Below are 17,929 nucleotides of genomic sequence, written 5' to 3'. Positions count from 1 at the left end.
GGCAGTCGCCCGCCGGGCCTGCCCGGAATGGAGCGCATCGTGACATCCTCATCCCTGGTCCGAAACGGGATCCGGATCGCACCCCTCCTGCTGGCGGCTCTGGGTACCGGTGTCGCCGTCGCCGCATGCTCCCACTCCGGCAATATTGCGGATGCGGGCACCACGACACGGGCCGAGGCGGCCGCACCCGGCAGCCCGTTGCTCGCCCAGGTCGCCGAGCAGATCTCTCTGCCGGCGCGGACCTGGACGGCGTCGGGTACCCACACGGCCAAGGGATATACGACCGCGGCGGCCGAGACCACCAGCGTCAAGGGTATGAAGGCCGACTGCGACAACATCAATCTCAACAAGAAGCTGGCCGCCAACTTCCGCGACGACGTGTTCGGTCATGGCATGAAGGGGTTCTTCTACAGATGCCAGGGGGTTGGCCCGGACACCAACAAGTACTGGTTCACCATCAGTTCTGCGGACCAGGCCCAGATCGGCAAGCTCTGCGATCCGACCACCAAGTACCCGATCGTCTACGACAAGCAGCACGATACTTACTGGATCGACGAGCCGTTCACGTGCACCAGCCAGGTCGGCCCTTCGTAGGACTTCGATCGCGGCTCGCCGCAGCAAGGGCCGCTACAAGATCACGGACCGGCGGCGCCGTCGAGGAGTACCACCGTGCAGCCGTCGAGCCGCTCCCAGCCCCGCGCGATCTCCGACTGCGGCACCTCCCCGTCCTCACGCTCGCAACGATTCTCATCACGCGCTCCAGAAGGCAAGGCCCAGGTCGGGAGATGGGTTCCCGACCTGGGTCTTGTGCCGTCCAGAGCAATACAGCCGTCCGTATCCGTCCGCGGCGTCCTCGTCGTTCCTCGCTGTCAGCCGGTTACGACGCTTGAGGCTGCTCGGCCTTCCCGTTCACCGCGTCTGGCGGCGCGGTGAACGGACCAACCTGCCCTGGCGAGCACTGGCCATCAGGCCACGCAACGGGCGAAGACCTGCACAGTGCCGGAGGTCTTCGCCTCGTTCTGGAACGTGATCTGCCACTGGGTGGCGCTCATCGGACGGTTGTCCGTCACGTCGATGCTGGCGGAGGACACCTTCCAGCCACCGCTGACGGCATTGGTGCCCGCAGGGCAGGTGACAGTGACGATCTTGCTTTGGTTGGCTCCAATCGACCCGACCGGACTGTTCACGGTGTCGGGGGACGCGGCGGTCACTTCCACAGCCAGCGCAGGGGACGCCAGGCTAAGAGCCAGCGCGGGGGCGGCGACCAGGGCGAGGAGCTTGGTGCGGGTCATGGTTCGACCTCCTTGAGTGGCTCATGCATTCGCGACGAATCGAACGCACGACCACCAGACTGAGCGGGGCGGAAGGGAACCGCCATTCGATGCCCCCATTGGAGTGATGCAATGCGCACCATTGTTTATTGAGCGTGGTCGAGTGGGATTAGCGACCGCCGAAGGCTCCACACATCGGTGCAGGCCGCGAAGCCCGCGGCTTCGACAACGACCCCAGGATGGGGATCGAAGTGGCCGTCCATGAGAACGCGCAGTTCGACCAACTGGCGACCCTCGCGCCGTACGGCATCCGTACAGAGGGATGGAGCCGAGGCGCCGCGGTGTACAGCGCCGGGCCTATGAGGCGAAGTACCCCAAGGTCGCCAGGGTGGCCGTTGGCTGTGTTCGCTGCGGTTCGCCCAGCTCGAAGGAGGAGCATTGGCGGGCGCTAGATCACGCGCGAGACGACGTGTACGCAGGGATGCGCTGCCGGCCGGAATGCGGCTGGGAAGAGGGTGGCGAGATCCCGTGGGTAGTCGGGTCTCACTGTCAGTCGCCCGGGGGGTCACGTCCGGCGCCGAGCCGCTCCCTGATGACGAGGAATTCGCCGTCGTCCAGCCCAGAACGTCGGGGCAGTTGTTGTAGCCGGTCGACCCGCGCTCGGCGGGCGTCGATCCGATACGGCACAGGGGACTCCTTGCAGTGACAGGATCGGTGCTATGGGCACCGAGACGGATTGGGTGTACCGGGTCTTCGAGCCGCACGGCTCGGAGGGATGGCGCCCTTATGGCAGGGATTCCGATCGGTGGCGGGGCGCGATCACCGCCGATGATTCGAGCGAGGGCCCCCGGTACGCCATCGCCCTCGTCGTCGCCGACCTGATGACCGAGTGGGAGGTGCGCGGCCTTTCCAGCGCGAGGCACGTGCGCGTCCTCCTCTGGCGTGACGAGGAGGGCGACCAGGCGGACGCGGACATCATCGTGGAGGTCCGGCCGGACATCCACGGTGAGTGACCGGCGAGTGTCCGATTCACCCGCAGCCGAGTATGCGCCCGGTTCAGCGACCTCTGCCGGGTGGTGAGCTCCTTGCGGGGCGGGCGTCTGGTCGGTACGGCAAAGGTGCCGCCCGCGCCCAGGTAGGCCAGATCTGCCGAGGCGGGGATGCCGAGGCGGACGCAGGTGGTCACGATGCGATGGGTGCGGGCCGCGGTCAGACCGTGGGTGCGTCCGGGCAGAGCGCGAGAGATCCACGCGATCTTCCCTTACGGGTCGGTGATGACCTGGAGATTCACGCCGTGGCGGCGGTGCTTGCCGGAGTAGTCAGCGCGGCTGTCACCGGCCCGGTCGCACTCGGCGAGGGTTCCGTCCGTCCACCAGCACATACTCCGCATCGGCTGCGCGCGGGGCATGGGCCAAGCCGGGAGCACGGCGGGCAAGGAGACTGGTGACGGATCGGACATAGGCGTGGGCGGTGCCGACGCTGATCCGGAAGCCGGCAGCGATCTGCGCGAGGGTTTCGTGCTTGCGCAGGTACACCAGCACGACCAGGGCCCGCTGTGAGGGCCGGAGCTTGCAGCGGCGCCGCAGGGCGAGCCGGGTGTCGCAGTCGAAGGTGATCGCGTGGAGCTTCCTGCAGAATTTACCGAAAACCTATTGACTCGCTACATATGTTGTGCATCGTGGTTTATAGGCCATAACACCGAAAGAGCTGCAAAGTCGATGAGGACGTCTAGTCGGCGGAGTGACTTGGACAGGATGTGGTTCAGGCCCCCGGCAAGCCGGCGCGATACCGAGGCGACAGTGACGACTGAAGCTTCAGGACACGCGCAGATCTACCGGGGACTGTTTTACCCTCGGAGCCTTCGCACGGGCCGAGCGCCAGTGCGAAGGCTCTGGCACGTCCACTCTCCCAGCGGAATCGAAGAGCAGCAGACGTAGCCCTTTCCTGCAGGCGAAACCTGTTCATTGGACGTCTGCCTACTCGATCAAGGCGCTCCCGCCACGCACAGCGGCGGCGCGCGGCCCGACACCTCGGGCCGCCGCTCCTCATGGGGACGTAAGCGGCGGGCATGGCCGGCCCACGGTGAGCCGTATCCGCTCCTGAGGCACCGACCTTTTAAGACAGAGACGGGCCCGTGCGCCGGTCGTCCCCGGCATTCGCCGGGGACGCGTGGCCTGGCGGGGCCCGGGCCACGCTCCTGATGGGTGGGCTTGATTCGCTTCGACGGACATCCGAGATCAGGGTCGAGCCCCCGGAAGGATGTCCATCCCTCCAAATGCCACTGCGGCCTGACGAACCTGCTCACGGCGGTCGCGTGGCCTGCCGGAAGCAGGCCAAATTCGCTCCACGCTCCGGCAACGTCCGCTGGCGGTCTCTTGCGTCGTTGACCTTGAGGAGGAGCCGGTAGCCCTGCGCGTCCAGCCAGCCGCAGCGGGCGGCCGAGGTCCGGGCGACCGCCTTCGGGAACGCGACCGGGACGCAGACGTCCGGGGTGCCGTAGCGGGGGTCGCAGCCGGAGACGCTGGCCTTCACCGGTGCTGAGGTCCGTTTCCTGCCCGGTTTCAGGGGTTCGTTCGCGAGGTCCCGGGCGAAGTCGTGGATGTGCGGGGACGGGGTGTCCGCGTCGGCCTGGGTGGTGGAGCGCAGCGCCGACCCGGTCCCGGAGGAGTCCAGGTGGACCCATTTCGCGACCGAGGGCACGCCGTTGGCGTCGGCGGTGAAGAGCATGTACCAGCCGGGCGGGGCGAGGTTGGGGTTGGTGGTGACGTTGAGGTCGATGGTGTCGGCGTTGACGGTCAGTGGCAGGTCGACGAGGCGCGGGTTGGGGTCGGAGGAGTGGGTGACGGCTGCGGGGCGGATCAGTTGCCCCGGAGCAATCGCGCTTCCTCGTGGCACGGCTCTGCGACATGCTGTCGAACGCGCTGCGGGTCGCTGAGTCGCGCGGCATGCGTCTGACAACCGGAGACGCCGATGAGTGAGCGCGAAGCGCCGCTGATGACCCTGCGCGTATCGCGCGACGGCGGGCAGGCACGGGGCCCCCCGCTTCCACAGCAGGGACAATCCGAAGCCCTTTCAGTCTTCCGTGTGGCCACCGTGCGAGTGCCGACGATGCATGCCAGGGCTGCGCCGCTCATAGCGATTTACCCGGACGCAGTGGGGGCCCGTAGCGGCCTGCGGATTCCTCAATACAGCTAGCGGCTCGGACAGGGCTGCGGGGCCGGTCCGCCTCACATCGTCCACACGTCTGGCCCGCCGCCACGCCCTCTGAAGAGGCGCCCGCCCGATCCCCAAATCTTTGCGCGACGGACCTGCCCTCCGGCCGCGTAGAGCAGACAACGGATTCATGCACGGAGGGGACTGCACGATGACAGTGCGTGCGCTCATTGGAACACTGAGGGGTGCCAGGGGTACGGCGATCGCGGCGGCGGCGATTGCCGTGCTGACCGCGTCACAAGCGCCAAGGGCGGTCACGGCCGAAGCCGCAGAGCCCGCACGGAAGGCGGCACCCGCCGAGCACGGCCTCAGCGTTTCCGGCGACACCCCGTACCGCACCGAACTTCCACCGCTGCGGACGCGGAAGAAGGGCATGGCACAGGGAGTGACTGGCGGCAATGTGCCTGCGAGTGTGTTCGCCGCGTACTGGCGTGCCGAGGAGGATCTGGCGCGTACCGCGCCGCGCTGCCACCTGCGTTGGCAGTTGTTGGCCGCGATTGGCCAGGTGGAGTCAGGGCAGGCACGGGGCGGCTGGGTGACTCGGGACGGTACCACCGTGACGCCCATCCTCGGCCCGCGGCTGACCGGCGGCGCCTTCGCTGTCGTGGCGGATACCGACGGCGGCGCGTATGACGGGGACGCGGTGTACGACCGCGCGGTCGGTCCGATGCAGTTCATCCCGTCCACCTGGGCCCGCTGGGGAGCGGACGGTAACGGCGACGGACGGACGGATCCGAACAATGTTTACGACGCGGCGCTCGCAGCCGGCCGCTACCTGTGCGCGGGCGGCCGGGACCTGTCGAACCCGGCCGACCTGGACCGGGCGATACTGGGCTACAACCACTCGGACGCCTATCTGCGCGCCGTCAAGGCGTGGTACGTGTACTACCTGACCGGTCACCGCGTGGTGCCGGACGCATCCGCCGGATCCCGGCCGGTCCGGCCGAAGCCGTCCGGCCCGAAGGGGCAGAAGCTTGCGCCGCCGAAGCCGTCGGACGACCGGAAGCCGAGCACTGGTCCTTCGCGCATGCCGTCGACGTCGCCCGCCTCACCCTCCCCCAGGCCGTCCCTCGCGACCGGGGTCCCGAAGGCGTCCGCGACGCCGCTGGTTCCCGTCCCCGAACTGACCCTCTCGCTGCCCGGGGGCGGCGTGCTGCCTGAGGTTGGCCGCTGACCACTGGCCAGGGCCGGAACGCCATGGGTGTCCGCCTCTCCACAACTGCCACTACTCGGCGGTAATCTCGCCACGTCGGAAGCATGTACCGGCGGGTGAGTGCGAAGGGGCGGGCCCTGATGGCGACGGATATGCCTGCGGACACAGCGGCCGCCGACGAGCGCTGGCAGCGCCTGTGGAGCCATCGTGAGCAGTTGCTCAAGGTGGCCCGGCGGCGATCGGTGAGCCGGGAGGACGCCGAGGACGCCGTTCATGAGGCAATGTTGCGAGCCGCGGAGCGCCCGGACCTCGACGACGAGCGGCTCGGCGCCTGGTTGACGACGGTAACGATGCGGCTGTGCGTTGACCGGCACCGGCAGGTCAACCGCGAGGCCGAGGTGGGCAGCCGCCCCGCACTCATGACACCGGGCCCGGTACCCGTCGAGGAGGCGGTGTGCGACCGGGCCGAGGCGAAGTGGCTGGCGGTGCGCAGCGGTGAATTGCCCGCCCGGCAGGCGGAGGCGCTTCGGCTGAGGTCCGAGGACCTGGACGTGAGCCAGGTAGCGGTGCGGATGGGGCTCAGCTACCGGACCGTCGAGTCGCTGTTGGCCCGGGCCCGGCGGACTTTGCGTGCCTCGTTGGCCGGAACGCTCGGGCTGGTGCTGTTCCTGGTCGGGCGCGGACGGTTGCGCGGGGGCGGCAATGCGCAGGCGGTCGCGTTCACTACGACGGCGGCAACCCTGGTGGTGGCGGGGTTCGTGCTGCCGTACGCGCTCGACGCGGGCGGAAACGGCACTGGTCCGGCGCCGCGGCCGGCCGTTTCCAGCGACCCGCGGCTCCTGCACGGCGAGGTCACGGGCCGGGGGCACGCCCCCGCAACACCCACCCCGTTGTCGCCGGCGCACGGGCCTTGGGGCCGGGCGCCCTCACCCACCGGCGGAACGATTCTGCCGGTGCCGGTGCCGTCCCTGGCGGACGTGTCCGCGTTTCCGCCCTCGGCGCCGCAGGTCCCTCAGGTGCCCGGGGTTCCGAAGGTGCCGGGGCTGCCGACGGCCGTGACGGGCCTGCCGACCGTCGTGCCGGGTCTGCCGACGGGCTCGGTCGCCTCGTCACTCCCGTCGCTCCCGTCGCTCCCCCCGACCTCGGTCGTACCTCCGCTGTCTGTCTCCAGCCCGGGGACGCCCTCGCTCACGTCGTCGCCGAAGCTGCCGTAGCGCCCCGCACACACGTCCGCGAAAAAATTCTTGGTTCGCCGCGACGGACGCACCTCTCTTCCCCGTAGAGCAGTTGTCGGGACTGCTCCACGGCCGAAGGATGGAACCGGATGGGTGTCGAGATCTGTGTGGAAGGGCTGACCAAGTCCTTCGGCCACCAGGTCATCTGGCAGGACGTCTCGCTGACGCTGCCTGCCGGGGAGGTCTCGGTGATGCTCGGCCCCTCGGGGACGGGCAAGTCGGTGTTCCTCAAGACGCTCGTGGGACTGCTGAAGCCGGAGCGGGGATCGGTGAAGGTCGCGGGCCGGGACATCACCCGCCTGCGCGAGCGCGACCTGTACGAGGTGCGGAAGCTGTTCGGCGTGCTGTTCCAGGACGGCGCGCTGTTCGGCTCGATGAACCTCTACGACAACATCGCCTTTCCCCTGCGCGAACACACCCGCACGTCCGAGAGCGAGATCAAGCGGATCGTTCTCGAGAAGATGGACATGGTCGGGTTGATCGGTGCTGAGGGGAAGCTGCCCGGCGAGATCTCCGGCGGTATGCGCAAGCGGGCCGGGCTCGCCCGTGCCCTGGTCCTCAACCCGGAGATCATCCTGTTCGACGAACCGGACTCGGGCCTGGACCCGGTCCGCGTGGCCTACCTCAATCAGCTCATCGTCGACCTCAACGCACAGATCGACGCGACCTTCCTGATCGTCACCCACGACATCGCCTCGGCCCGTCAGGTCCCGGACAACATCGGGCTGCTGTTCCGGCGCGAGCTGGTGATGTTCGGGCCCCGCGAGGAGCTGCTGGCCAGTGACGAGCCCGTCGTACGGCAGTTCCTGAACGGCCGGATGCAGGGGCCGATCGGCATGGCGGAGGAGAAGGACGCGGCCCAGGTCGAGCAGGAGCTGGCCCAGATCGACGAGGGTGTTCGGGCCGATGTGCTGACCCCGCGCCTGCTGCCCAGCCCCGGCATCACGCGCCCGCCCCGCTGGGATGCGATCGCGAGGCGCGAGGCCAAGCTGCACGGAACGGTGGTGAGGGGCACATGAGGCTCACCCCGACGGGTGCGCTGCGGCACTCGGGAAGCCTCTTCGCGATGGCGCTGGACGTCGTCCGGTCCCTGCCCCGACGGCCCTTCCAGGCGAGGGAGTTCATTCAGCAGGCTTGGTTCGTCGCGAGCGTCACGATCCTGCCGACGGCTTTGGTTTCGATTCCGTTCGGGGCGGTCATCGCGCTGCAGATCGGGAGTCTGACCCGGCAGTTGGGCGCGCAGTCCTTCGCTGGAGCTGCGTCCGTGCTCGCCGTGCTGCGGGAGGCATCGCCGATCGTCACCGCGCTGCTGATCGCGGGCGCGGGCGGCACGGCGATCTGCGCGGACCTCGGGGCGCGCAAGATCCGGGACGAGATCGACGCGATGCAGGTGCTCGGCATCGACCCGATCCACCGGCTCGTCGTACCGCGGGTGCTGGCGTCGATGGTGGTAGCCGTACTGCTCAACGGCCTCGTCTCGGTGGTTGGTGTTGCGGGCGGCTACTTCTTCAACGTCGTTCTCCAACACGGCACGCCCGGCGCATACCTGGCGTCCTTCACCACCCTCGCTCAGCTACCTGACCTGTGGGCGGCGGAGATCAAGGCGCTGGTGTTCGGGGCCATCGCTGCGATCGTCGCCTCGTACAAGGGGCTGACGGCGCAGGGCGGGCCGAAGGGCGTGGGCGATGCCGTCAACCAGTCCGTGGTGATCACTTTCATGTTGCTGTTCGTGACCAACTTCGTGATGACGGCCGTGTACTTCCAAGTCGTCCCGCAGAGGGGTTAGCCGATGAGACCGCAAAACCTCCTCGATCGCCCCTTGCGCTCACTCGAAGAACTGGGTGCCCAGCTGTCCTTTTACGGGCGCTCCTTGGCTTGGACGGGCCGCACCCTGCGACGCTACAAGAAGGAGGTCCTGCGGCTCCTTGCCGAGGTGAGCTTCGGGCGCGGCGCGCTCGCCGTCGTCGGCGGCACGGTCGGTGTGATCGCGTTCCTTTCCTTCTTCACTGGCACCGAGGTCGGCCTTCAGGGCTATGCGGCCCTCAACCAGCTCGGCACTTCGAACTTCGTGGCGTTCTTGTCGGCGTACTTCAACACTCGGGAGATCGCCCCGCTGGTGGCCGGACTCGCCCTGTCCGCGACGGTCGGGGCGGGGTTCACCGCGCAGCTGGGTGCGATGCGGATCAGCGAGGAGACCGACGCGCTGGAGGTGATGGGCGTGCCGTCGCTGCCGTTCCTTGTGACGACGCGGATGATCGCCGGCTTCGTCGCGGTGATCCCGCTGTACGTGATCGGGCTGCTGTCCTCGTACCTGGCCGCCCGCACCATCACCACTGGCTACTACGGGCAGTCGACCGGCACGTATGACCACTACTTCCACCAGTACCTGCCGCCCGTCGATGTGTTCTGGTCCTTCGGCAAGGTGATCGTCTTTGCTCTGCTGATCATCCTGGTGCACTGCTACTACGGCTACCACGCGAGTGGCGGACCGGCCGGTGTCGGCGTCGCGGTGGGCCGGGCGGTGCGGACCTCGATCGTCGCCATCAACGTCCTGGACTTCTTCCTGAGCCTGGCGATCTGGGGCGCCAACACGACGGTACGGGTGGCGGGGTGAGAGCGGTGCGCATGCAGAGAATGCGGTTCAGGCTCTACGGCATTGCCTTCCTCGCCGTGCTCGCACTGCTGCTGTCGCTCGCGGTGGCCGTCTACCAGCAGGCGTTCACCTCGGTGGTGCCCATCACCCTGGAGGCCGACACCCTCGGCAACCAGCTCGATGCACGCGCCGACGTCAAGCTGCGCGGGCTGCTGGTCGGCGAGGTGCGCGAGGTGCATGCCGACGGCACCAAGGCGACCCTGGACATCGCGCTGAAGCCGCAGTACGTGTCGTACATCCCCTCGAACGTGCACGCGCGGCTGCTGCCCAAGACGCTGTTCGGCGAGAAGTACGTCGACCTGGTCGCTCCTGCCGGCGCTGCGCGCGCGTCGGCTCGGCCTATCCGTGCGGGTGACGTCATCACCCAGGACCGAACGAAGGTCGGCATCGAGGTGCAGCAGTTGATGAACGACCTGCTGCCGCTGCTGCGCACGGTCCGGCCGGGTGAGCTCAACGCCACGCTGTCGGCGTTCGCCACTGCGCTGGAGGGCCGCGGCGACCGGATCGGAGGCAATCTCACCCAGGTCGAGGGCTATCTGCGCCGCCTCAACCCGCACATGCCCTCCCTGAAGGAGGACATCACACGGTTCGCGGACGTCGCCGAGGTGTACGGCGACGCCGCGCCCGACCTGATGCGGATCCTGCGCAACACCGTCACCACCAGCCGGACGATCGTCGAGAAGAGGGAGCAGCTGGTGTCGGCTCTGCGCGCGACCGCCTCCGTGGCGGGCACAGCGAACGACTTCCTGTCCAAGAACGGCGACCGGCTGATCACCTTGGGCCGGGTCTCCCGCCCCACGCTGGAGCTGTTCGCCCGGTACTCCCCCGAGTACCCGTGCGTGTTCCAGGGCCTGGTCCGGCAGGAGAAGGCCTCCGAGGAGGCGTTCCGGGGCGGCGAGATGCGGATCACCCTTGAGGTCGTCCGGCCGCAGGAGGCGTACCGGCCCGGCGAGGAGCCGGCGTACGGCGCCCGGTCCGGCCCGAACTGCCGCGGTCTGCCGCATCCGCAGGTGCCCGGGCCGAAGCCCCATCTCGACGACGGTACGTCGGCCGGAGGTTCCGGCGGCGCACTCCCCGGAGGTGCCGACGTGTCCGCCACCCGTGCCGAGCAGCGGGCCGTGGGCTCGCTCGTGGCCCCCGTCATGGGCGTCCCCGCGGACGAGGTGCCGCCCGTGGCGACCCTACTGTTCGGGCCGCTGGCGCGCGGAACGGCGGTGACTGTCGCATGAGCGGGTCCGGAGCGCGGCAGACCGCCGCCCCGCTGATCAAGTTCAGCCTCTTCGCGCTGGTCACGATCGCGGCGACGGCGCTCCTCGCCGCCACCATCGTCAACGTCTCCTTCACCCCCAAGGACACCTATCACGCCGTGTTCACCGACGTCACCGGGCTGGAGAACGGCGACGACATCCGGGTGGCCGGAGTACGGGTGGGAGAGGTCGAGGGCATCCGGATCAAGGACCGGACGCTGGCGGAGGTCACGTTCACCGTCAGCGCGGACCGGCCGCTGCTCGCCGGGACCCACGCGGTCGTCCGCTACCGCAACCTGGTCGGGCAGCGGTACGTCGCACTCACCGAGGGCACCGGCGACGGCACCGCCCGGCTGCGGCCGGGCGGCACCATCCCGCTGTCCCGGACCGAGCCGGCGCTGGACCTCAACGCCCTGCTGAACGGCTTCAAGCCGCTGTTCGCGGCGCTCAGCCCGAACGACGTCAACCAGCTCGCCACCGAGATCGTCCAGACCCTCCAGGGCGAGGGCGGCACGGTGAACAGTCTGCTCACGCACACGGCCTCGCTCACCAGCACCCTCGCCGACCGCGACAAGCTGATCGGATCGGTGATCGACAACCTCAACACCGTCCTGGCGACCCTCGACGAGCGCGGCTCCCGCTTCTCCGGGCTGCTGACGCAGCTGCGCCGAGTGGTTGCAGGGCTGTCCGCCGACCGCAAGCCCATCGGGGAGTCGCTGGTGAGCATCGGAGACCTCACGGACGTCACGTCGGAGCTGCTCAAGGACGCGCGTCCACCGCTGAAGGACGACATCGCCCGGCTCGGCGATCTGACCGGAACGCTGAACAAGAACGAGCACACCGTCGAGGGCGTCCTGAAACGGCTGCCGAACAAGCTCGAGAAGCTGACGGCGACGGCCTCGTACGGCTCGTGGTTCAACTTCTACCTCTGCGACTTCGACGGCCGGATCGTGCTGCCGAAGACCAAGCAGGTGATCACCCCGGAGCTGCACGTGGCACGGGCGAGGTGTGGCGGATGAGCCTCCGCATCAGGCGGCGCGATGGCCGCCGCCCCGAGCCGCTGGTGAGGTTCCCGGTCCTGCCACCGAAGCTGCCGAAGCTGCCCAGGCTGCTGCCGCGGCGTAAACCACGCCCAGAACCCCTCGTGAAGGTGCGCGTCCTGCCGCCGAAGCTGCCCCGGATCCGGCTCACGCGCCCACGCCTGAAACCCTTCCGCGAGCACAACCCGGTCGTCGTCGGCGCCGTAGGCCTCACCGTCCTCGCGCTGCTCACCGTCGCCGCCTTCAACGCCGACAGCCTGCCGCTGATCGGCGGCGGCGACACCTACAGCGCGGCCTTCTCCGAGGCCGGCGGGCTCAAGCCGGACGACGAGGTACGGATCGCCGGGGTCAAGGTCGGCAAGGTCGAGGACGTCGACCTGGACGGCGACCACGTCAAGGTGACCTTCAAAGTGAAGGGCCGCCCGGCGTTCGGCACCGACACGGGGGCGTCGATCCGTGTCAAGACGATCCTCGGCGCGAAGTACCTGGCCCTCTACCCGAAGGGGCCCGGCCAGTTGAAGCCGGGCAGCCAGATCCCGCTTCGGCGGACCGTGTCGGCGTACGACGTCGTCCAGGCCTTCAGCGACCTGACGACCACCGCCGAGGAGGTCGACACGGGCCGGCTCGCGATGGCACTGGACACGATCGCCGACACCTTCCAGGACTCCCCCGAGGAAGTGCGGGCGTCGATCAAGGGACTGTCGCGGATATCCCGGACCGTCGCCGCCCGTGACAAGGCGATGCGCCAGCTGCTCGACCACGCGAACGGAGTCACCGAGGTGCTGGCCGATCACACGAAGGACGTCTCCGCACTGGTGAAGAACGGCGACGCCCTGTTCAAGGAGATCGACAAGCGGCGCTGGGCGATCCACAAGCTGCTCAAGAGCTCCGCGCTGCTGGGCATCGAGCTGTCCGGCCTGGTCGACGACAACAGCAAGGAGATCGGACCCGCTCTGAAGAACCTCAACACCTTCCTGAGGATGCTCGAACGCAACCAGGCGAGCCTCGACCGCAGCGTCCGGCTGCTCGCCCCCTACGTCCGGCTCTTCACCAACACCCTCGGCAACGGCCGCTGGTTCGACTCCTATATCCAGAACATGGTCGCCGCCCCGGTCACGCCACGTACGGGAGGCACCCGATGACCCGCAGACTCCTGGCCCTGTTCACCGCGCTCGCGATCGTCGTCGGCCTCGCCGTCGTCCTCTGGCCGGGCCCCGGCCCCGTCCGCGTCACGGCGTACTTCCCTCGGACCGTCGGCATCTACCCCGGCTCCGACGTCCGCGTCCTCGGTGTCCGCATCGGCGAGGTCAGGAAGATCACGCCGGAGGGCGGCCGGGTACGGGTCGAGCTGGAATACGACAGGGGCCGCAAGGTCCCCGCCAACGCACAGGCCGCCATCGTCAACTCCTCCGTGGTCAGCGACCGTTACGTGCAGCTGCTGCCGGTGTACCGCAAGGGCGCCGCGGTGCTGCGGGACGGAGCCGTCATCCCCGAGTCCCGTACGGCTGTTCCCGTCGAGCTGGACCGGATCTTCGACAGCCTGCACACCACCGCCGAGGCGCTCGGCCCGAACGGTGCCAACAACAAGGGTTCGCTGTCCCGGCTGCTCGGGGTGAGCGCGGACAACCTCCAGGGGCAGGGCGCAAGCCTCAACCAGACGGTGCAGGACCTGTCCCAGGCGGTCACCACGCTGTCCGACGGGCGCGGCGACCTGTTCGGGACCGTGCGGAACCTTCAGGTGTTCACGGCCGCGCTGGCGGCGGACGACACCAGCGTGCGGTCGTTCAACACCGACCTCGCCGACGTGGCCGGGCAGCTCGCCGGGGAGCGTAAGGATCTCGCGGCAGCGCTGAAGTACCTGGCTGCCGCACTCGGCGACGTGTCCGGCTTCGTGAAGGGAAACAAGAAGGCGCTGACCTCGGACGTGCAGGGCCTGGCCGAGGTCACCAAGGTCCTCGTCACCCAACGAGACGCTTTGGAGGAGCTTTTGACCGTCGCGCCCACGGGCCTGTCGAACCTGGAGAACGCCTACAACCCCTCCGCCGGCACTCTCGACACCCGCAACAACGCGCAAACCTCCCAGGACCCGTCGTCCCTTCTCTGCTCGATCTTGAAGACGACCGGCGACGACCATGACAACTGCGAGGGGCTGAAGAAGCTCTTCGCCTCCTTGCCCGAGGTTCCGCAGGTCCCGGCGTCGACGGGCTCGGTCGACAAGACCCTCGGCGGCATTCTGGGGGCACCTGCATGAGCGTGCGGGGCAAGGGGCGGGTGGCCGCCTGGACGGCGGTCTGCTCACTGCTGCTGACCGGCTGCGAGTTCAACGGCTGGTATGACGTCCCGCTGCCCGGCGGCGCGGCCTCGGACGGTCACGCCTACCACGTCACCGTCGAGTTCCGGGACGTCCTGGACCTTGTGCCGCAGTCGTCGGTCAAGGTCAACAACGTCACCGTCGGCACGGTCGAGAAGGTGGAACTGGACGGCTGGCACGCCCGCGTACGGCTCAGGATCGCCGACTCGGTGAAGCTGCCTGGCAACGCGGTCGCCGATCTGAGGCAGACCAGCATGCTCGGCGAGAAGTACGTCGCCCTGTCCGCACCGGCCGACACACGCCCCGTCGGCCGTCTCCGCGACGGCGACCGCATCCCGCTGTCCCGCAGCGGCCGCAACCCGGAGGTCGAGGAAGTGCTGTCGGCGCTGTCCGCGCTGCTCAACGGCGGCGGGGTGGCGCAGCTCAAGACGATCACCATCGAGTTGAACCAAGCCCTCAGCGGCCGCGAGGACCGGGTCCGGTCCCTGCTGAAGCAGCTCGACATCTTCCTCGGCGGCCTCGACGGCCAGCGGGCGGACATCGTGCGCGCGCTGCAGGGCGTCGACCGGCTCGCGCAGCGCCTGAGGAGGGAGAAGAAAACGATCGCCTTGGCCGTCGACACCATGCCGCCCGCCCTGAAGGCCCTCGCCGACCAGCGCAAGGACCTGACGAAGATGCTCACCGCCTTGTCCAGGCTCGGCAAGACCGGCACCAAGGTGGTGAACGCCTCCCACGACGACACCGTCACCAACCTGAAGAAGCTCCAGCCCATCCTGCAGGAGCTGAACAAAGCAGGCGACGACCTGCCCAACTCCCTCGAGCTCCTCACCACGTACCCGTTCCCGCGCAACGCGACGGACGCCGTCAAGGGCGATTACGTCAACCTGAAGATCACCGCCGACCTCGACCTGGCGGACCTCTACGGCAACGTCACCGGCAAGCCCGGCAAGGGCGGGAAGTCCCCGGCCCCCGGGACACCGCATCTTCCCGGCCACCCCACTCCCATCCCTCTCCCGTCCGTCCCTTCCCTGCCGGGCATCCCGTCCGTGCCCCCGGTGCCCCCTGTGCCCTCCGCGCCCGCCGTGCCCTCGACGCCCTCCCACGGCAGCACCCTGCCGTGCCCGCCGGTGTGCACCGCCGCCTACGGCACCGGGGACGGCGCGCGTCGCTTCCCGCCCGGGGTCGATCCCGCGCTCGCCGAGCTGATGCTGAAGGGGATACTGCCGTGATCACACGTACGGTCAAGGCCCAGTTGCTGGCCTTCGCGACCATCACCGCCCTGGGGGTGGCGTACGTCGGCGCCCGGTACACGGGCCTGGTGGACGACGTCTTGCACCGCGGGTACACCGTTCGCGCCGACTTCGCCGAGTCAGGGGGCGTCTTCCCAGGTGCCGAGGTCACCTACCGGGGAGTGCCGGTGGGCCGCGTGGGCGATCTGCAGCTGACCGGATCCGGGGTCTCGGTGGCGCTGAGGATCGAGGACGGCGCCCCGAGGATCCCGGCCGACACGCTCGCAGTGGTCGCCGCCCGATCGGCGGTGGGTGAGCAGTACGTCGACCTCCAGCCGCGGCGGTCGGGCGGCCCGTACCTCAGGGACGGCAGCCCGATCCCGCGCAGCCGCACCCGGACCCCACTGCCGGTCACCGACCTGGTCCTCAGCCTCGACCGGCTGGTCAACTCGGTCGGCAAGGACGATCTGCGGGTCACCGTCGACGAGCTGGGCAAGGCGTTCTCCGGCACCGGACCGAACCTGAGCCGGCTGGTGGACTCCGGTGACGCGCTGGTTGAGGCGGCATCCGAGTCGCTCCCCCAGACGGTCTCGCTGATCGAGGACTCGCGGAAGGTACTCAGGACACAGGCCGACCAGGGCTCGGCCATCAAGTCGTTCTCCCGCGATCTCGCCACGCTCACCGGACAGTTGAAGTCGAGCGACGGCGACCTGCGCCGGCTGATCGGCAGCACCGTGCCCGCCGCACGGCAGGTCGATTCGCTGCTCAAGTCCACGCGGCCGCACGTGCCGATCCTGCTGGCCAACCTCATCAGCGGCGGCCAGATCACCGTGGCCCGGTTGCCCGGCGTCGAACAGGCCCTGGTCACGCTCCCACTCACTGTCGCGGGCAGCTACACGGTCATCCCCGGCGACGGCACCACCCACTTCGGGCTGACCGTGAACGCCGACGACCCTCCCGCTTGCACCCGGGGCTACAACACCCAGCGGCGCGACCCAGCCGACACCGGCACGCGCCATGCGAACACCGACGCGCGCTGCGCGCTACCGCGCGGCAGCAAGTCCTCGGTGCGCGGAGCGCAGAACGCGCCCGGCGCCACCGGCCCGCACAGCGGTGACCAGGCCGCGTTCGTGGCCCCGTACGACCCGGAGACCGGCACCGTGACCGGCCCGGACGGAACGCTCCTCGAGATCGGCTCGACGGGCGGGGAACAGGCCGTGTTCGGAAAGGAGTCGTGGCAATGGCTGCTCGTGGGACCGATGGTGTGAGAGGCGGCGTGAGGCTGCTGTCTGCGGGGCTCGTCGCTGCGACCGTGTTGACGACCGTGCTGTGTGTCTGGCTGGGCTGGAAGCTGTCCGACCAGCGCGCGGCGGAACAGCGCCGTCAGGACATCTTGGCTGCGGCCCGCCAGTCGGCGCTGAGCTTCACCTCGCTCGACTACCGGCACTACGACCGGGACAGCGCCAATGTGCTGGCGAACGCCACCGGCGAGTTCAAGAAGGAGTTCGCCTCGCAGACCGAACAACTGACGAGGCTGGTTGCACAGAACAAGTCGGTGTCCGACGGACAGGTCCTGGAAGCGGGCATCGTGCGGTACGACGGGCGCTCGGCCCGGGTCCTGGTCGTGGCCGACAGCGAGGTGACCAACACCGCCGCGCCCGAGGGCCAGGCGCGCACCTACCGGCTCCAGCTCGACCTCGCGTATGTAGCAGGTCGCTGGTTGACCTCCGACGTCGTGTTCGTGGGCTGACCCGGCCGTGAGACCAACAATGAGGAGAGACACCGTGGCGAACCCGGCCTTCCGCAGCACCCGCGGCACCGGCTCACCGGCCCGCCGCACCATGACCGCGGCCACCCGCGCGGCGGCCAAGCGGGCCGGACGGCCTGCGCCTCGCGAATGCGGTGCCCACCAGGAAGATCAGACCCGCTCCGGGCGCACCCTGCTCGTCGATGCGCCGCCGAACGGCTGGGAGGACCCGCCGGAGCCCGAGGCACCCGAGTCGTTCGAGGGGAAGACGGAGGGCGGTGCGTCCCCGCGCAACGCCGGGCGGGGCGTGCTCACCGCGGCGCTGGGCATCGTCCTCGTGGCGGCCCTGGTCGCGGCCGCCGTACTCGGGCGGGAGTACCAGCAGGGGCGGCAGGCGGAGCAGGCCCGCGACGAGGCCCTCGCAGCCGCGCGGAATGCGGCGCCGGTCGTGCTGTCGTACGACTACCGGCACCTGGACCGGGACTTCTCCCGTGCCCGCATCCTGCTGACCGGGCGCTTCCGCGAGCAGTACGGCAAGACCACGAAGGCGGTGGTCGCGCCGACCGCGACGAAGTACCACGGTGTGGTGAAGGCGACCGTGGCCACACCACCCGACGGTGACGCCCCGGCGGTGTCCGTCGTATCGGCCACACGGGACCGGGCCGTCGTCCTGCTCTTCGTCAACCAGATCACCCGGAGCACTCAGGTCCCGCAGCCGCGGCTGGACCTGAACAGGGTGCGCATGACGCTCACCAACACCAACGACGGCTGGAAGGTGAGCGGCGTCGACGCCCTCTGACCAGGCCTCCGTAAGTACCCTCGCGCGGTCG

The 17,929-nt window shown here is 69.1% G+C and carries 17 protein-coding genes and 1 pseudogene; 15 read left to right on the top strand and 3 right to left on the bottom strand.

Annotation, left to right across the window (positions count from 1 at the left end; all coding sequences use genetic code 11):
• Positions 1-27: 27 nt before the first annotated feature.
• Positions 28-594 carry a hypothetical protein gene (locus AC1VWI_RS35135; protein WP_499515045.1) on the top strand — a complete coding sequence of 189 codons (567 nt, stop codon included), beginning with the start codon at positions 28-30 and terminating at the stop codon, positions 592-594.
• A gap of 371 nt (positions 595-965) precedes the next feature.
• On the opposite strand, the gene AC1VWI_RS35130 is transcribed toward AC1VWI_RS35135, so the two are convergent.
• Entirely contained in the window at positions 966-1,292 is a 327-nt protein-coding gene (locus AC1VWI_RS35130) for a hypothetical protein (protein ID WP_499515044.1), read from the bottom strand.
• A gap of 698 nt (positions 1,293-1,990) precedes the next feature.
• Here AC1VWI_RS35130 and AC1VWI_RS35125 point away from each other — a divergent pair.
• Entirely contained in the window at positions 1,991-2,284 is a 294-nt protein-coding gene (locus AC1VWI_RS35125; RefSeq protein WP_499515043.1) for a hypothetical protein, read from the top strand.
• Here AC1VWI_RS35125 and AC1VWI_RS35120 read toward each other — a convergent pair.
• Positions 2,170-2,851: pseudogene (locus AC1VWI_RS35120) on the bottom strand (transposase); the annotation flags it as partial. The gene AC1VWI_RS35125 and the pseudogene AC1VWI_RS35120 sit on opposite strands and share 115 nt — an antisense overlap.
• A gap of 721 nt (positions 2,852-3,572) precedes the next feature.
• Complete coding sequence (locus AC1VWI_RS35115) at positions 3,573-4,166, bottom strand: galactose oxidase early set domain-containing protein (RefSeq protein ID WP_499515042.1); 594 nt, start codon at positions 4,164-4,166, stop codon at positions 3,573-3,575.
• Positions 4,167-4,635: 469 nt separating this feature from the next.
• Between AC1VWI_RS35115 and AC1VWI_RS35110 the strand changes: the two genes are divergently transcribed.
• The 13 genes from AC1VWI_RS35110 to AC1VWI_RS35050 all read left to right on the top strand — a co-directional run bounded on the left by AC1VWI_RS35110 (position 4,636) and on the right by AC1VWI_RS35050 (position 17,898).
• Positions 4,636-5,658, top strand: a complete 1,023-nt coding sequence (locus AC1VWI_RS35110; protein WP_499515041.1) for a lytic transglycosylase domain-containing protein — start codon at positions 4,636-4,638, stop codon at positions 5,656-5,658.
• A gap of 119 nt (positions 5,659-5,777) precedes the next feature.
• Positions 5,778-6,851 (top strand): RNA polymerase sigma factor, encoded by a 1,074-nt coding sequence (locus AC1VWI_RS35105; protein ID WP_499515040.1) that lies wholly within the window; start codon positions 5,778-5,780, stop codon positions 6,849-6,851.
• 110 nt (positions 6,852-6,961) lie between these two features.
• Positions 6,962-7,891: an ABC transporter ATP-binding protein gene (locus AC1VWI_RS35100; RefSeq protein ID WP_499515039.1), complete on the top strand. Its 930-nt coding sequence runs from the start codon at positions 6,962-6,964 to the stop codon at positions 7,889-7,891.
• Entirely contained in the window at positions 7,888-8,658 is a 771-nt protein-coding gene (locus AC1VWI_RS35095) for an MlaE family ABC transporter permease (RefSeq protein ID WP_499515038.1), read from the top strand. The genes AC1VWI_RS35100 and AC1VWI_RS35095 overlap by 4 nt, the downstream gene beginning before the upstream one ends.
• Before the next feature lie 3 nt (positions 8,659-8,661).
• Positions 8,662-9,486: an MlaE family ABC transporter permease gene (locus tag AC1VWI_RS35090; protein ID WP_386993463.1), complete on the top strand. Its 825-nt coding sequence runs from the start codon at positions 8,662-8,664 to the stop codon at positions 9,484-9,486.
• 11 nt (positions 9,487-9,497) lie between these two features.
• Positions 9,498-10,754 (top strand): MCE family protein, encoded by a 1,257-nt coding sequence (locus AC1VWI_RS35085; RefSeq protein ID WP_499516989.1) that lies wholly within the window; start codon positions 9,498-9,500, stop codon positions 10,752-10,754.
• Positions 10,751-11,791 (top strand): MCE family protein, encoded by a 1,041-nt coding sequence (locus AC1VWI_RS35080; protein ID WP_499515037.1) that lies wholly within the window; start codon positions 10,751-10,753, stop codon positions 11,789-11,791. The genes AC1VWI_RS35085 and AC1VWI_RS35080 overlap by 4 nt, the downstream gene beginning before the upstream one ends.
• A complete protein-coding gene (locus AC1VWI_RS35075; RefSeq protein ID WP_499515036.1) occupies positions 11,788-12,954 on the top strand; it encodes an MCE family protein in 1,167 nt (388 codons plus the stop codon). Before AC1VWI_RS35080 ends, AC1VWI_RS35075 begins: the two co-directional genes overlap by 4 nt.
• Positions 12,951-14,063: an MCE family protein gene (locus AC1VWI_RS35070; protein ID WP_499515035.1), complete on the top strand. Its 1,113-nt coding sequence runs from the start codon at positions 12,951-12,953 to the stop codon at positions 14,061-14,063. Before AC1VWI_RS35075 ends, AC1VWI_RS35070 begins: the two co-directional genes overlap by 4 nt.
• The gene (locus tag AC1VWI_RS35065; RefSeq protein WP_499515034.1) at positions 14,060-15,352 is read left to right on the top strand and encodes an MCE family protein; all 1,293 of its coding nucleotides are present in this window, start codon (positions 14,060-14,062) and stop codon (positions 15,350-15,352) included. The genes AC1VWI_RS35070 and AC1VWI_RS35065 overlap by 4 nt, the downstream gene beginning before the upstream one ends.
• On the top strand, positions 15,349-16,620 hold the full coding sequence (locus AC1VWI_RS35060) for an MCE family protein (RefSeq protein WP_499515033.1): 1,272 nt from the start codon (positions 15,349-15,351) through the stop codon (positions 16,618-16,620). Before AC1VWI_RS35065 ends, AC1VWI_RS35060 begins: the two co-directional genes overlap by 4 nt.
• Before the next feature lie 17 nt (positions 16,621-16,637).
• Positions 16,638-17,102, top strand: coding sequence for an Rv1363c family protein (locus tag AC1VWI_RS35055; protein WP_499516988.1), 465 nt, complete (start codon positions 16,638-16,640; stop codon positions 17,100-17,102).
• A 34-nt stretch (positions 17,103-17,136) separates the two neighbouring features.
• A complete protein-coding gene (locus tag AC1VWI_RS35050) occupies positions 17,137-17,898 on the top strand; it encodes an Rv1363c family protein (protein ID WP_499515032.1) in 762 nt (253 codons plus the stop codon).
• Positions 17,899-17,929: the final 31 nt, after the last annotated feature.

This window comes from Streptomyces sp. TOM-9 (genome assembly GCF_056858595.1).
This window is presented reverse-complemented; position numbering and strand designations above follow the sequence as displayed.